This window comes from Bartonella sp. P12B (assembly GCF_055796185.1).
Genome location: NZ_JBTTDI010000003.1, coordinates 61,802 through 78,203 on the forward strand (window position 1 = coordinate 61,802; position 16,402 = coordinate 78,203).

Here is a 16,402-nt window from a genome sequence, read left to right on the forward strand (position 1 = left end):
TTTATAATTTTTTTATGGATAGAAAATTTTATTGAGGTTATGAAATACTTCTATTTTCATGAAATCTATTGTGCCACTTTTTATTAAAAATAATGTTTCTTTATGTTGCTCTTGGTTAAAAGGTGTATAAAAAGCAATATGAAGTTTATGATGGAAAGTTTTTCTTGGACTCACTCAATCTTCAGGACTTAAAGTATTTGTTTTTATCAAGGATTTTACTCTTTGAAAAAATAGATATTTTTGTTCTTAAAAAAATTATTGAACGAATACTATTGTTGTATTAGCGAAAGAATGGGTTGAATAGAATAGGGTACTTCTTTAAATTATGTTTGGCTATAAGCATTATTTTTATTGATTTTCGCATCATTTAAATATTTTTCAAAAGCAGATTAAGGGTAAGCAGTTAGATAATGGCAGAAGCTTTAAAGGTTGGCATTGCAGGTCTGGGTACGGTTGGTAGTTCAGTGATGAAAATTCTACGTGAAAAAGCGAGTGATTTGGCTTTTCAGTGTGGACGACCAATTAAAATTGTTGCTGTTAGTGCGCGTGATAAAAGCCGTAATCGTGGAATTGATTTGAGTGATGTAAAATGGTTTGATTCACCAGTGGATATGGCTGTTTCTGATGAAATTGACGTTTTTGTTGAATTAATTGGTGGCGAATTAGATGTCGTGTATGAAGCTGTTAAGAAAGCGCTTGAGATGGGACATCATGTTGTTACTGCCAATAAAGCGCTTCTCGCTCGACATGGAGTGACTCTTGCTGTCATTGCAGAAAAAAAAGGCGTTTTTCTTAATTTCGAAGCGGCCGTCGCTGGGGGAATTCCTATTATAAAAGCGATGAGAGAATCACTCTCTGGAAATCATATATCGCGGATTTATGGTATTCTTAATGGAACCTGCAACTATATATTAACACGCATGTTTACTGAAGGTCTTTCATTCGAAAATTGTTTGGCGGATGCTCAGAGACTTGGTTATGCTGAAGCTGATCCAACTTTTGATATTGGGGGAAATGATACCGCTCATAAATTAGCTTTATTGACAAGTTTGGCATTTGGAACTGCAGTTTCATTAGATGATGTTTATGTTGAAGGAATTAGCAATATTTCGCAGATTGATATCCGAGCGGCTGATGAATTGGGTTATCGGATTAAGCTTTTAGGAGTTGCATTAAAAACCGATTCCGGAATTGAGCAACGTGTCCATCCAACAATGGTACCAACGTCATCAATGATTGCGCAGATTCATGGCGTAACGAATGCCCTTTCTATTCAAAGTGATTTGTTAGGAGAATTGCTGTTTTCTGGTCCTGGAGCTGGAGGGGCGGCAACAGCATCAGCTGTTATTGGTGATTTGGCTGACATAGCGAAAGCATATCACGGTTTTCAGTGTGCACCTGTTTTGAGAATTCCAGCATTGGGTCTTGCTCCTCATAAAAGAGCGCGAATTTCTCATCATGCAGGTGGTTATTTCATTCGTTTAAATGTTCATGATCGTGCTGGTGTTTTTGCGGCAGTTGCAAGGCATATGGCTGATAATCATATTTCATTAGAGTCAATTGTTCAAAGGCCTTTTGTAGATAGTCAGATTGTAAAAACAATTATTTTGATAACGCATGAAACAACAGAAGTGAATGTACAAAAAGCGCTTGCTGCAATTGAAAGAGATGGTCATCTTGTTGCAAAATCTCAATTCATTCGTATCGAACCTATGGCATAAAATTGATAATTTATTTTATAATGGCAAAGAGAGAGGCTTGAGTGCTTTTTTCTTTTGTGGAAAGCTCTTGTCTTTGCTAAAAGCTTGCTTTTTAATGCTTCGCAATAAATGCTAATGTTTTTTGCTGGTACTCATTTGGTAGGATTTTTATATGCCCGCAACTCAGAAAAATTTAAATGGTCTTGATCGTATTCTAACTCTTGAATTGGTGCGTGTCACTGAACGCGCTGCTGTTGCAGCTGCACGATGGCGCGGTCGTGGGGATGAAAAAGCTGCTGATCAAGCTGCTGTAGATGCAATGCGTCAGGAACTTAATCGGTTGCCCGTTGATGGTACAGTCGTGATTGGTGAAGGTGAACGCGATGAAGCTCCTATGCTGTATATTGGAGAGAAAGTAGGGTGTCAAAAAAATGGGCTAGCGATTGATATTGCACTTGATCCACTTGAAGGAACAACAATTTGTGCAAAAAATCTCGCTAATTCCCTAGCAGTGGTTGCAATTGCTGAAAAGGGTAATTTGCTTTATGCTCCTGACGTTTATATGAAAAAAATAGCCGTTGGTCCTGGTTATCCTAAGGGGGTTGTTGATATAGATGCTGTTCCTGCTGATAATATTTATGCCCTTGCAAAAGTTAAGGGTGTCACTGTTAATCAGGTGACTGTTTGTATTATGGATCGACCTCGTCACGAGAAATTAATTGAGGAAGTGCGAGCGACTGGGGCGTCAATTCGCTTAATTGGCGATGGAGATGTTGCGGCTGTTATCGATACAACTGATCCAGATGAAACGGGTGTTGATATCTATATGGGGATTGGTGGAGCACCAGAGGGCGTATTAGCGGCAGCTGCTTTGCGTTGTATTGGTGGGCAGATGCAAGGACGTTTGCAGCTTGATACAGAAGAAAAAATCGCACGTGCAGAAAAAATGGGGATAGAGAACCCTCATAAAGTTTATACGATGGAAGAAATGGCAAAGGGTGATGTGTTGTTTTCTGCAACAGGTGTAACGGATGGCAATATGCTTTCAGGTGTTAAATTTACCCCTCGTTATATTCAAACGGAAACACTTGTGATGCGTTCACACACTGGTACAATTCGTCATATTAAAGCGCAGCATAGAGATTATTCAAAATTTGATTGATACTTACTATAGTCATTAAAAAAGTGAAAAACCTCGTTTTTAAAAAGTGCGCTTCCATAAAAGCTCTAAGATATGCCTTTATGGAAGTATTGACGATGTGTTTAGAAATTATTTTATTGTTATGAGAGCTGAACAGAATGTACCCAGCCATTTTTATCTTCTATATTGCCTTTTTGAAGGTCAACAAGTTGTGTGCGAAATTGTTGTGTAATCTCGCCCATCATTTCATTTCCGATAACGAATTCACCATCTTTGTACTTAAAACGGCCGATTGGTGTAATAACAGCTGCCGTACCACAAGCGAAGACTTCTTTAAGGTGACCACTTCGTGCATCTTCTTTGAGCGATTCAAAAGAATAAGGACGTTCCTCTATTATTAATCCCATTTGTTGCGCCAATTGCAAAATTGAGTGACGTGTTATTCCCGGCAGGATAGTGCCATTAAGTGCAGGTGTTACAAGTGTATTGTTTGCCATAATAAAGCAAACATTCATGCCACCAAGTTCTTCAATCCACTTATGTTCAATCATATCAAGGAAAAGGACTTGGCTACAATTATTTTGTGTCGCACGGCTTTGGGCCAATAAGCTTGCTGCATAGTTGCCACCACATTTAGCAGCGCCTGTGCCTCCTGGACCAGCACGGCTATAATCTGTTTCGATCCAGACGCTAATAGATTTTTCTTCTCCTTTAAAATAGGACTCAACAGGAGATGCTATGATACAAAAAAGATATTCTTTGGAAGGGCGAACTCCTAAAAAGTTTTCATTGCCAAACATGAATGGACGTAGATAGAGGCTAGCGTTTAGAAGATCTGAAACCCATTTTTGATCAATTTTAACCAACTGATTAACGGCATCTAAAAAGATATCCTTTGGCAATTCTGGCATAGCTAAACGCTTCGCCGATTCTATAAAACGTTGTGCATTGGCATCAGGACGGAATAACAAAATGCGACCGTCTTTTGCGCGATATGCTTTTAAACCTTCAAAAATTTCTTGCCCATAATGCAAAACAGTGCTTGCTGGGTTAATCTCTAGAGCCTTGTATTGAGAAATAACAGCGTTATGCCAACCTTTGTCTTCAGTCCATTGGATGGTACACATATGATCGGTAAAAAATTGACCAAAACCAGGGCTTTTTAGAATTTTTTCGCGGTTCTCGTCTGATAGAGGAGAGGGGTGTTTTTCTATTGTAAACGGAAGCAGTGGTATGGAAAATTTCATAACTAAAACCTTTTAGGTATATTTTTTTCGACGTGTTTTTATTATAAAAATAATGAAATACTTTCATTGTAACTTTATTATTAGCAAAACATTTGTGTCAATGCTTTATTATAGAATTAATCAAAAAGACTATTGAGAGCTCTTTTTATTTTCATGTTTTTTCTTCTTCATTTTGTCAAGTAACCTGGAACCTTTAGTGATCTTTAGCGTTTTTCAAAATAAGTATCTGAATAATTTCGTCTATAGATACTTTTGTAACTTAGGTAGGGGAATTGAAAAAAGGAATTCACTATGATTGATAGAAATTATCACACATATGAGAAACGTATAGATTCTGAAAAAAAAGAGCGTGAACAGCTTAATTCAATTGGTAGAGGTATCCTTGCTATTCTTCTTGGAGTCTTTATTATTTGGTTTGTTTTTGGTTTTTTAGGATCTTTCTTTGAAAAAAAACCTGAACATATCTCTCATTATGATGCGACACAATCAAATCAAACAATAACCAGTCCAAGAAAAGATTTAAATTCGACATCAGAAATACCTTATACCTATAAAAATACAACGCCATCTTTAACCCATGAGTAATCCTTTAGATAACAAATCTAAAGGCATGGATTAAGATGTGAAGTCTTTCAAATGTATAAGCTTAAAAAATTGAAAGAATTTTAATTCCTGAAATAAATCATGCTGTGGTTGTTAAAGTCTGCTGCATGATTTGTTTAGCGTGTGATGAAGCAGTTTCCTCCGGAATTTTTTATAGTTTCACAAAGATTTATGGCGTCATTCCGATTTTGCGTTTGTATACGAACACGATAATAGGTTCCTTTTCCTGGTATGAGGGCAGATTGAATACTTAAAGGACGTGCACCAATAAGGAAGCCAAATCTAGATTTCATGCTTTTCAAAGAATCCGTTGCTAATGCATGGGTTGGTTGAGATGCAAGTTGTACATAATAGCTTTCTGAATTTTGTGTAGTTACGCGGTTTGATGATGGTGAGCGAGAATCAATATGTTTTTGTCGTTCTGAATTTCTTTCTGCATGTGAAGGAAGAGGTATAATTTTTTCTTCAACATTAGAGGGTGAAGTGCTTTCAGCTATTATTTTATCAATATTACTTGTGAAAGTCTGTTCTGTTTCTTCGTTATTTGTATTGGATTCGTATGAAGAAACAGAAGAAGAATCTTGAAATTGATCTCCAGCAGTTTGATCAATCATCTTTTCTCGTTCATCAGAGTTTTTTTCCTCTGTGTGATGCATTGGTGATAGGACAACGGTGCCATCTGGGTTTACAATAACAGTTTGCACTTCCCGTGTTGGAATGGTGTGGTTGACAGCTCCAGTTACTGCATTTTCAACATCAGATTCATTAAGAGAAGAAGAGGAAAAGTTTGCAGATTCTTGTTGGTTTAATTCTGTTAAGTCTTCAGGCTGTTCAGAATTATCAATAAGAGATTGTTGTGTATTTTCTTGTTTTTCACTTTGTTCGGTTGTTTGTTTATAAATATCTAAATTATGTGCAACATCATTCTTTGTTTCAGTTGTTTCTTGTTTGAATTTGAAGGGTGTATTATCTGCCTGGATGATGGGAGCACTTTCATTTTTTTGTGATGGCATAAAAAAATGAGAATAACCAAAAAAACCAATTGCTATTAAGGTAAGAAGAATAACACTTCTGATAAGAGTTTTACCAATAATAAAGTTCTTTAAGGGAGGAGTGGCTGATGCATGGGGGGGAATTTCATCTGTATCTCTATGGGAAGAATAATACTCCATATCATCGTCAGTAGGGAGACGGTTGACGCTCTGATCTTGAGAACTTCTATAGATATCTTCTTTTGGATTTTCCATGTTTTGATGAAAGATTTCACTGAAGACATCATTTTGTTGTTGGCGTGAAAAATCTTCTGCTGGAACATTTCCTACATTGAGTACATCAGCAAACTCTTCTTTTAAACCATCAGTCGGTACATCATATTCTGGAGCTTCATAGGGAACTTCAGGAACCATAATTGGTCCGGTTTTTTCTACAATTTCCTCTGCAAATTTATAAGTATCGACCTTCGGAGGGAAAGACTTCCTATGCTTGGAGTTATGAGCAAAAAAATTCTCTTTTTGTTTTGTATTAGGAATCTCCGGTGAGGAGGGCATAGAATTTAAATTATTTTGACTATAGACCCCATCTTTTTTATTGTTTTGATCAGAGATATTTTTAGCGCTGTTGATGTATGAGGCTTGTGTATCACGATATTTTGGAGTTGTTTCAGCATAAGATTCTTGTTTTGTGAATTCTTCTTCATAAAATTGGGGATAATCAGGAGTGTGGCGCTCTTGTGGAAAGCCTTCTAAATCAGATTGTTTGTTGGTTTGTGTAAAATTCAAGGGTAATGAGGATTCAGTTGCTCTTTCATTTCTTGCATTCTCCTGTTTTTCTGAAATCAGATTAGAAGATGAGGAAAATGTATTGGTCTCAAAAGAGGGGGAGCGATCAGAGTAATATTCTGTAGCCCAACTTTCTTGATTAGCTGAAACTTTATATGGGTGATTCACAGGTGTGTCGTAGAAGCTTTGGTTGCTGTCATGATTTTGTTGTATATTTGAAGCATCTTTTTGTTGCGAGATTGTTTGTGAAAGATGGCGGAATTGTTCAGGAGATTGTGTGGAGCCTTCCCGAACATTATCGTGCTTATCCGCTTCATCAAAAAAGAATTTTTTTGATCGTTCATTAAAGTCACTTTTTTCAAAAAAAGGATCAGTATGGATTGGTGCGCTTCTCTTTTGAGGTGATTGATTTTTTTGGATAGGCAATGGAGAGAGCGCATCTAAAATTTGCTCTTCATCATGATGAACAGCTAAAGTGTGTCTCTCTTCAGGCAAAGAGCTGTTTTGTTCTAAATGGTTGAAGAAAGCTGTTGAAAAAGAATCTGAGGGTGATTCATGACTGCCAGATCGTTTCTTTTGATCGTCAAAAGACAAATTGTTTGTTAAATTATTTTCAAGCTCTGATTCTAGAAAGGACAAATCAAAATCATCACGATAGGACGAAGGTTTAGGGGGATGAGATATTGATTGATCAGTTGGTAAAGAAGAATGGTCTCTTTGATTTTCACTGTGTTTGTTCGGATTAAAAATTCGCGTAAGTCTGTCTAAAGGATCATGGTGTCCATGATCTTTTTTTATTCCGTGCGGATTTTTGCGATCGTTATCGCTCATAGCTTTTCTCACATAATGATCTGCATTTGCGTGCAATAAATGGTTAATTTTGATTTGTTATATTTTAAAATTACAAATTTCCCCCTCCTACGACAAGGATATATGAAAAAATTTATCAACAAAGTATCTATTTTATGTATTTATAGAACTTTTTCAACGCATTTCTGTTGGTGCTTCGACTCCCACAATTTTAAGTCCTGATGATAAAATGTTTATTATAGCTTGTATTAATCCCAATCTAGCGAGGGATAGTTCTTTATCATCAGGCTGAATAAAACGTAAATTAAAATTATCGCTTCCTTTGTTCCAATGGGCGTGAAAGCTGGAAGCGAGCTCATAGAGATAAAACGCCAATCGATGTGGTTCTTTATGAACGACAGCTTGTTCAATGATACGAGGATATTCAGAAAGTTTGCGTATTAAGAATATTTCATTGTCATCAGTTAATCGGTTAAGGTGTGCAATCATTGTATCGTTGGAAAGATTTTCAATATGAAGGATTTCTTGCGCTTGACGAAAAACAGAGTGACAACGGGCATGTGCGTATTGTACGTAAAAAATGGGATTGTCTTTTGATTGTTCTGTCACTTTAGTAAAGTCAAAATCAAGAGGGGCTTCACACTTACGGTATAGCATCATAAAACGCACTGGATCACGGCCAACTTCTTCCACAACATCACGCAGCGTAACAAACGATCCTGCTCTTTTTGACATACGTACAGGTTGACCGTTGCGAAAGAGCTTTACCAATTGACATAAAAAGACACTCAATTTGGCTTTATCACCAGAAATTGCTTTTGCTACCGCTTCTAGCCGCTTTACATAACCGGCGTGGTCAGCACCTAAAATATAAATCATTTCATCAAAATGACGATTGAATTTATCATGGAAATAAGCAACATCCGCAGCAAAATAAGTGTAAGAACCATCAGATTTCACTAAAACACGATCTTGGTCGTCTCCTACATCGGTTGAACGGAATAAGGTTTGTTCGCTTGCTTCCCAGTCTTGTCTATTTTGCCCTTTTGGTGGTGGGAGTTTCCCTTTGTAGATATAACCCTTCAAAGTGAGTTCATTAATCGTATTACGAATAGCGCGCGCATTATCTGCATAAAGCATTTTCTCAGAGAAAAAGAGATCATGATAAATATTAAGAGCAGCTAAATCTTCGCGAATCATTGACATCATGGCATGAATTGCACGTTCTTTTACGATAGAGAGAGCTTCATCTTGATCCATAGTGAGTAATTGGTCACCAAATTCTTGGGCAAGGGTTTGCCCCAACGGTATTAAATAATCACCAGGGTAGAGCCCTTCTGGAATTGTATTGATTTTTTGGCCAAGAGCTTCGCGATAGCGTAAGAGTACGGAATGAGCTAGGACTTCAATTTGTTTACCAGCATCATTGATATAATATTCTTTCGTAATGTCGTAGCCAACAAATTGCAATAAATTAGAAAGAACATCTCCAACGACAGCTCCACGGCAATGTCCCACATGCATTGGCCCTGTTGGATTTGCTGACACATATTCAACATTGATGCGCTTTCCTTGTCCAATTGGAATACGACCATAAGAGATCCCTAATTCTAGCATGGATTTTATGACATCTTGCCAAAATGGTTTTGTAAGCTTGATGTTGATAAATCCAGGACCGGCGACCTCAATACAGTCGATAGAAGAATCAATTTTGAGAAGTCCTATGATTTTTTCTGCAAGGACACGTGGATTAAAACCAATAGATTTTGCAAGCACCATAGCAGCATTGGTTGATAAATGTCCATGGGAGGAATCACGTGGGGGATCAACGGTGATTTTTGATAAATCTAAATTTTCTCCATTTTTTCCTTTTATGCTAGATGTTTCGAGTGATTTTTTAATTTTTTTCTCGAAGTTTTTAAAGACATTCATATTGAGCTTCCATCATATATTCAAAAGCAATTAAACAAAATATCATCGGTATGATCAAATAAGCGGTGATATTCGCGTAGAGCATAGTGATCAGTCATGCCTGACAGAAAGTCAGCAATAAGACGTGCTAACTCTTGATCTGTTAAATGAGCTGCTTTGCTGTGCCAGCTTTCAGGCATTCTATCTGGATTCTGATAATAACAGTCGAATAATTTTTGTACAATGCATTTTGCTGTATCGCGACGACTGAGAACTTGTTCATGATAATAAAGATTTTTAAAAAGAAAATCTTTTAGTTCTTTATCGTAAACTGCCATTGCAGGAGAAAAAGTAACAATAGTTTGTTTTGCTTGGTGAACATCATCTATGCTTTTTGGTTTGATCTTTGCTAAATTCTTTTGTGATTGTTTAATAACATCCTCAACCATGGATGTTATCTGTTTGCGCACCAGTTCGTAACCGCGCCGAGTTTGATCAAGCTGTGGATACTCTGCTTTTATATCTTCTAATAATGCTGCAGTTAGCGAAACTTGTTCGAATTGATCAATTGTTAAAAATTGTGAACGTAAACCATCATCAATATCATGGGCATTGTAAGCAATATCATCAGCAATAGCAGCGCATTGTGCTTCTAGACCCGCAAAGTAATCGAGTTCAAGATCTTGCTTTGTATTGTATTGTAGAATATCGAGAGGGACCTCTTTCTTGTTTGCATAAGGACCTAAAAGGGGACCGTTATGTTTTACAAGGCCTTCCAGCGTTTCCCAAGTAAGGTTAAGTCCATCAAAATTTGCATAGCGCTGTTCCAGTCTTGTGACGATGCGTAATGCTTGTGCATTATGGTCAAAACCACCATAGTGTGCCATTGCTTCATTAAGGGCATCTTCGCCCGCATGGCCAAAAGGTGTATGTCCAAAGTCATGAACAAGAGCAATAGCTTCGGCAAGATCTTCATCAAGACAGAGTGTACGTGCTAATGTTCGTGCAATTTGGGAAACTTCTATTGAATGTGTTAAACGTGTCCGATAATGATCGCTTTCGTCGGCAATAAACACTTGTGTTTTATGTTTAAGTCGCCGAAATGCATTAGAATGGATAATACGATCTCTATCTCGTTGAAAAGGTGATCGAAAAGTACTGATCGTTTCGTCGAATAATCTACCACGACTTGTTTGCGGGTTGGCACTGTAAACTGCTCGAGATTGGTAATTGATATTGCTTATATCCATTGTAAGTTGTCTATTCTTATCTTAAAATTGAGGTTGATCTATATAATAAACTTCTCTTTCATTAGGGATACTCTTTCTTGATAGTTTAATGCAAGGATATATAGAATGTGCGTGAATATTTCAGATGCTGCTGCCAAGAGAATTGCACAGATACTTTTGAATGAACCCGATAAAATAGGATTACGTATTTCTGTTGAAGGCGGTGGTTGTTCGGGTTTTTCTTATAAATATAATTTGGTTTCGCAAACGCATGAAAATGATTTTGTTCTTAAAAAAGATGGAGCGGTTGTCTTGATTGATTCCTTATCGCTTCCTTTTATGGAAGGGGCTATCATTGATTTTGTGGATGATCTTATGGGACAGTCTTTTCAAATTCATAATCCCAATGCTGTTTCATCGTGTGGTTGTGGTGTGAGTTTTTCAATTTAGTGTGGTGACTTTGTGATATTGTTTCTTGAAAAAATGATAACTTTGGTCAACAATGTAAAAATGAATATTTTTACAAAAATATTGCGTCAGTGGTTATGGCTATGTGTAGCGCTTATTTTATTAATCTGGAATAATTGTGTTTTTTCTGAAGAAGGAAAAGAGCAAGGTTATCAACAAAAACAATCAACAAATTTTACTTTAAAATCTCAAGATTCTGAAAAAGAAAATTCCATTTCTCAGACCGATCTCACTCTATATGCTCGTTTGAAAGACAGCAATGAAAACATTGAAAAAGGGCTCGTATGGCGGGTTTATGCCCCCATTTTAGGGATTGATAATAAATTACCACTTATTGCAACTTATGAAGGTGGGAGTGCACATTTTAACTTAGAGCCGGGGAATTATCTTATTCATGTCTCTTTTGGTCATTCAAGCGGCGTGCATCGTGTAAATTTAGAAAGTGGGCAAAATCTTGTTAAGACTTTTAATCTTGATGCTGGTGGTGTTATTTTAAATGCTACCCTTCTCAATGGTATCATCAACGAAAAAGAATTGCGTTTTATTATCTATGAAGATGAAAAAGAAAATGATGATACTGGTGTCATTTTATCAAATATTAAAGCTCAGTCAATTGTGCGTTTGAAAGCTGGTCACTATCACGTAGCTTCTCATTATGGTTCCATTAATGCTATTGTCCGTTCCGATATCCAAGTAGATGCAGGAAAAATTACAGAAGTAACGTTGGAACATCAGGCGGCTCAAATCATCTTGAAGTTGGTACGGCAAGAAGGAGGGGAAGCGCTTGCTGATACAAGTTGGTCTATTACCAATGATTCTGGTGATATTGTTTATGAAACAGTTGGTGCTTATGTTTCGCTCGTGTTGGCTGAGGGTGAATATATTGCAATTGCTAAAAATCAAGATAAAATTTATCAAAAAGTTTTTTCTGTTGTTTCTGGCCATGATGAAGATATAAGTGTGATAGCAAATGCACAAAATATGCAACAAATTGAAGAAGAAATGGATTAAGTGTCATTCATAGTGTAACCTGTGATGAGAGATAGGTAGAAAGTTTTGGCTATAGAAATTTCAACAGTTGGTGTATTTTTTGCTGGTGCATTATCTTTTTTATCACCATGTGTTTTGCCACTCGTTCCTCCTTATTTGTGCTATATGGCAGGTGTTGGTATTGATGATTTTCGTTCAGAAAAGCGTGAAGAAAAATCATTTATACGCTGGGAGCTGTTCTCTTGTGTTCTTACTTTTGTACTTGGTTTTACAACTGTCTTTGTTGCGTTAGGTGCCAGTGCAAGCACAATTGGTAAGTTTGTTGGTTATTATCGTGATTGGTTTGCACTGGCTGCTGGAATTATCATTATTATTTTTGGTGTAAATTTTTTAGGCCTTTTCAAGATTGCTTTTTTATTTCGTGAGTTACGTTTTCAAACACACAAAACGCCAGCTGGTCCTTTAGGAGCTTATGTTGTTGGTTTGGCTTTTGCATTTGGTTGGACGCCATGTATTGGTCCAATTTTGGGACCTGTTATAACCCTTGCTGGAACAAAAGATACTGTGGGTGAAGGAGCTTTTCTCCTAGGAATTTATGCGTTAGGTCTTGGGGTGCCTTTTTTCTTAGCAGCTCTCTTTTCCAGTAGTTTTATGAGATTTTTAGGAGTTTTTCGTGTTCATTTAGGAAAAGTTGAAAAAGTTATTGGAATTTTGTTAGTTGTTACGGGTATCTTATTTTTAACAGGTTCTATGCAGGATCTTTCCTTTTGGCTTTTGGAGAAATATCCTTTGTTGAGCAATGTTGAATCTGTTCGTTGGCACGATATTATAAGTTTTTTTGGATTTTCTCGTTAGTCTTATGTGTTTTTATGGTTAGAAATTGCCTTTCTATTATTCTTGCAGCAGGTGAGGGGACTCGTATGAAGTCCTCTCTTCCCAAAGTGCTGCATAAAATTGCTGGATTGCCCCTAATCTGCCACGTTATAAAACAAATAGAATTAGCAGGTGTTGCACAATTAGCTGTTGTTGTGGGGAAGGAGGCAGGCTGTGTTACCGAAATTGTTCAATCATTTGTAAAAAATGCGATGATTTTTGAACAAAAAGAACGTTTAGGAACCGCTCATGCTGCTCTTTGTGCGCGCTCAGCTTTGCAAAAAAAAATGGATGATGTTCTCATTGTTTTTGGTGATACCCCTTTGATTGAGCAAGATTCATTGCTCAAAATTCGTATGCCGCTTGCTGAGGGAGCAGATATTGTTATCGCTGGTTTTTATGCTGAAAATCCAACAGGTTATGGGCGTCTTCTAGAGAAAAATGGTAAACTTATCGCGATTATAGAAGAAAAAGATGCAAGCGATGAAGAAAAAGAGATTGCTTTTTGTAATGGTGGAATAATGGCTATTAATGGAAAGCATGCCCTTTCTCTTTTAGAGAAGGTTGATAATAATAATTTTAAGCAAGAATATTACCTAACAGATATTGTCTCCATTGCATCGCGTGAAGGATTAGATGTTCGAGTTGTTGAAGTGCCTTTTGATAATGTTATAGGGATTAATAACTGTATAGAGCTTTCTGAGGCCGATGCTTTGTGGCAAAAGCGCAAAGCACGTGATTTAATGTTGTCTGGTGTGACGATTCTTAAACCAGAAACTGTTTATTTTTCTCATGATACAGAAATTGCACCTGATGTGGTCATTGAACCAAATGTTTATTTTGGGGTGGGGGTAAAAGTCCATCCTGGCGCAGTTATCCATGCGTTTAGTTATTTAGAAGGTAGCGTGGTTGGTGTGGATGCACGAATTGGTCCTTATGCACGTTTGCGTTCTGGAACAGAATTAGCGCGGTCTGTAAAAGTTGGAAATTTTTGCGAAATTAAACAAGCAAAAGTGGGAGAAGCTACTAAGATTAATCATTTAAGTTATATTGGCGATGCAGAAATTGGTGCACATAGCAATATTGGGGCTGGTACCATTACTTGTAATTATGATGGATTTCACAAATATAAAACTGAGATTGGTGATAATGCCTTTATTGGTTCCAATTCAGCTCTTATTGCTCCACTTATTATTGGAAAAAGTTCTTATATCGCTTCAGGAAGTGTCATTACCGACAATGTGCCTGTAAATAGTATCGCTTTTGGGCGTGCACGACAGGTGATAAAAGAGGATTATGCAGCAAGATTACGAGCACGTTTGGCTGCAAAAAAACAAAAAAAATAATCATTTTCAGTTTATTTCTTTACTTTATGATGATCTCATAATTAGCTAGGGAGCTTATTCTTAAGTATTGCCGTATACTATATTTTCTTTATTTATACCTTAAAGTTTTAAATAAAGGGTGTTGGATTATTTGTTTGATCTATAAATCTGGGATGTGAGTTGGAGTTTTTGAATGTGCGGAATTATCGGAATTCTTGGAAATAAAAGTGTTGCATCCTCTTTGATTGAAGGTTTGAAACGTCTTGAGTATAGAGGATATGATTCCTCTGGTATAGCAACAGTACATAATGGACGCCTTTATCGTATGCGTGCTGAAGGGAAGCTTATTCATTTAGAAGAAAAATTTAAAAAGGCCCCTCTGGAAGGAAATTTAGGGATTGGCCATACGCGTTGGGCCACACACGGAGTTGCTGTAGAACGAAATGCCCATCCTCATATAACGGAACGCCTTGCCATTGTTCATAATGGTATTATTGAAAATTTTGTAGAATTGCAAAAGGAACTCATTGAGGATGGTTATATCTTTGAAACAGAAACGGATACTGAAGTTATTGCGCATTTAATTACGCATGCTTTAGAAAGTGGTCTTTCGCCACGAGAGGCTATGCGCACAAGTTTGAAAAGGTTGCAAGGTGCTTTTGCCATTGCTGTTATTTTTGAAGGTGACGATAATCTTATGATTGCTGCTCGTTCTGGTCCGCCGCTAGCGGTTGGCTATGGAAGAGATGAATTTTTTGTCGGCTCTGATGCCATTGCTTTGGCACCATTCGTAAATCGTATTAGTTATATGGAAGATGGTGATTTGGCTGTTCTCACACGTGAAGGAGTAACAACTTATAATGTCGAAAATCAGCTGGTAGAACGCCCTATTAATACATTGTTTGAAGAATCTTTATTAGTTTCTAAGGGCAATCATCGTCATTTCATGCACAAGGAAATGTTTGAACAACCTGAAGTGATTTCTCATAATTTAGCGCGTTATCTTAATCTTGGAAATTACACGATTCGCTCACTTGATAATTTGATTGATTGGAAAAATATTAACCGATTGTTGTTTGCAAGCTGTGGAACAGCTTATTATTCAACCTTAGTTGCACGCTATTGGTTTGAGAAGTTTGCTGCTTTAAGCGTTGATAATGATGTCGCTTCGGAGTTTCGTTATCGTGAACCACCCATAACTGCTGATATATTACCGATATTTGTTTCCCAATCTGGTGAAACAGCAGATACTTTAGCTTCGTTGCGTTATTGTCGCGAGCGTGGTGTAAAAACAGCAATAATTGTGAATGTTGAGCAATCGACAATGGCTAGAGAAGCTGATTTTATTCTACCAACATTAGCCGGACCGGAAATTGGTGTTGCTTCAACGAAAGCCTTTACTTGTCAGTTAGCAACCCTTGCTGCAATGGCGCTTAGTGCTGCTAAGCAACGGGGGTCTCTTTCAGAGAAAGAAGAACATCTCTTTGTTCAACAGTTAGCAGAGGTGCCGCGGATTTTAAATGAGGTTTTAAAGCTAGATGATAAAATTGAAGGAATTTGTCGTCATTTAGTCAATGTAAAAAGTGTTCTTTATCTTGGTCGTGGTACTTCTTATCCAATTGCTTTGGAGGGGGCGCTTAAACTGAAGGAACTCTCTTATATTCATGCTGAAGGCTATGCAGCGGGTGAGTTAAAACATGGGCCTATTGCACTGGTGGATGAGACAATTCCAGTGATTGTTGTTGCACCTTATGATCGGTGGTTTGAAAAGACTGTTTCTAATATGCAAGAAGTAGCAGCACGCAATGGTCGTATTATTTTGATAACAGATAAAAGAGGAGCAGAAGAAGTTCATCTTGATATGTTGTCGACTATTATTTTGCCAAATGTTCCAGAATTTGTTGCCCCCATTATTTATGCTTTACCCATTCAATTAATCGCATACCATACCGCTGTTTTATTGGGAACAGATGTTGACCAGCCCCGTAATTTGGCAAAATCAGTCACTGTTGAGTAAAAATGAATTTTGTATTTTTGCAATTTTTGAGCAATAATTAAGGGGATAATAAATTAATTTATAATAATCATTTGTTATTTTCTCTATTGAACGAGGATATTGAATATAGGGGTATTTTTCATTTAACTTCTTCCGTCTCAGAATCTCAAAAATATTTTCTTGATTTTCACAAAAGAGAACAGATGTGTAAAGAGAAAACAGTTTTAGAAAAGCTAGATATTGTCTCTCTTTTACTGGTTTTCATGCAAAAGAACTGCAACCTTGAAGGTCAGGAGATCTAGAATGATGTTATTGGCTTATGTTACACCAC

12 protein-coding genes are annotated in these 16,402 nt (G+C 37.1%); 8 read left to right on the forward strand and 4 right to left on the reverse strand.

What is annotated here, in order from left to right; translation table 11 throughout:
* The first annotated feature begins 410 nt into the window (after positions 1-410).
* Positions 411-1,721 (forward strand): homoserine dehydrogenase, encoded by a 1,311-nt coding sequence (locus AC0QT1_RS02975; protein WP_473201608.1) that lies wholly within the window; start codon positions 411-413, stop codon positions 1,719-1,721.
* 151 nt (positions 1,722-1,872) lie between these two features.
* On the forward strand, positions 1,873-2,862 hold the full coding sequence (gene glpX / locus AC0QT1_RS02980) for a class II fructose-bisphosphatase (protein ID WP_473200553.1): 990 nt from the start codon (positions 1,873-1,875) through the stop codon (positions 2,860-2,862).
* Between the two features lie 119 nt (positions 2,863-2,981).
* Here glpX and AC0QT1_RS02985 read toward each other — a convergent pair whose 3' ends face one another.
* Entirely contained in the window at positions 2,982-4,088 is a 1,107-nt protein-coding gene (locus tag AC0QT1_RS02985; protein WP_473200552.1) for a branched-chain amino acid aminotransferase, read from the reverse strand.
* 291 nt (positions 4,089-4,379) lie between these two features.
* On the opposite strand from AC0QT1_RS02985, the gene AC0QT1_RS02990 reads away from it, so the two are divergent.
* Positions 4,380-4,673 carry a hypothetical protein gene (locus tag AC0QT1_RS02990; RefSeq protein WP_473200551.1) on the forward strand — a complete coding sequence of 98 codons (294 nt, stop codon included), beginning with the start codon at positions 4,380-4,382 and terminating at the stop codon, positions 4,671-4,673.
* A 134-nt stretch (positions 4,674-4,807) separates the two neighbouring features.
* Here AC0QT1_RS02990 and AC0QT1_RS02995 read toward each other — a convergent pair whose 3' ends face one another.
* The 3 genes from AC0QT1_RS02995 to AC0QT1_RS03005 form a co-directional block, all read right to left on the reverse strand.
* Positions 4,808-7,300: an SPOR domain-containing protein gene (locus AC0QT1_RS02995; RefSeq protein WP_473201609.1), complete on the reverse strand. Its 2,493-nt coding sequence runs from the start codon at positions 7,298-7,300 to the stop codon at positions 4,808-4,810.
* Positions 7,301-7,453: 153 nt separating this feature from the next.
* Entirely contained in the window at positions 7,454-9,211 is a 1,758-nt protein-coding gene (argS, locus tag AC0QT1_RS03000) for an arginine--tRNA ligase (protein WP_473200549.1), read from the reverse strand.
* A 20-nt stretch (positions 9,212-9,231) separates the two neighbouring features.
* Complete coding sequence (locus AC0QT1_RS03005) at positions 9,232-10,440, reverse strand: deoxyguanosinetriphosphate triphosphohydrolase (RefSeq protein ID WP_473200548.1); 1,209 nt, start codon at positions 10,438-10,440, stop codon at positions 9,232-9,234.
* Between the two features lie 105 nt (positions 10,441-10,545).
* Between AC0QT1_RS03005 and AC0QT1_RS03010 the strand changes: the two genes are divergently transcribed.
* From AC0QT1_RS03010 to glmS, 5 genes are all read left to right on the forward strand, one after another.
* The gene (locus AC0QT1_RS03010; RefSeq protein WP_473200547.1) at positions 10,546-10,869 is read left to right on the forward strand and encodes a HesB/IscA family protein; all 324 of its coding nucleotides are present in this window, start codon (positions 10,546-10,548) and stop codon (positions 10,867-10,869) included.
* A gap of 60 nt (positions 10,870-10,929) precedes the next feature.
* Entirely contained in the window at positions 10,930-11,898 is a 969-nt protein-coding gene (locus AC0QT1_RS03015) for a carboxypeptidase regulatory-like domain-containing protein (protein ID WP_473200562.1), read from the forward strand.
* A gap of 45 nt (positions 11,899-11,943) precedes the next feature.
* A complete protein-coding gene (locus AC0QT1_RS03020; RefSeq protein WP_473200546.1) occupies positions 11,944-12,732 on the forward strand; it encodes a cytochrome c biogenesis CcdA family protein in 789 nt (262 codons plus the stop codon).
* 14 nt (positions 12,733-12,746) lie between these two features.
* Positions 12,747-14,096: a bifunctional UDP-N-acetylglucosamine diphosphorylase/glucosamine-1-phosphate N-acetyltransferase GlmU gene (glmU, locus tag AC0QT1_RS03025; RefSeq protein ID WP_473201610.1), complete on the forward strand. Its 1,350-nt coding sequence runs from the start codon at positions 12,747-12,749 to the stop codon at positions 14,094-14,096.
* A 172-nt stretch (positions 14,097-14,268) separates the two neighbouring features.
* Positions 14,269-16,092 carry a glutamine--fructose-6-phosphate transaminase (isomerizing) gene (glmS, locus tag AC0QT1_RS03030; RefSeq protein ID WP_473201611.1) on the forward strand — a complete coding sequence of 608 codons (1,824 nt, stop codon included), beginning with the start codon at positions 14,269-14,271 and terminating at the stop codon, positions 16,090-16,092.
* Positions 16,093-16,402 lie beyond the last annotated feature (310 nt).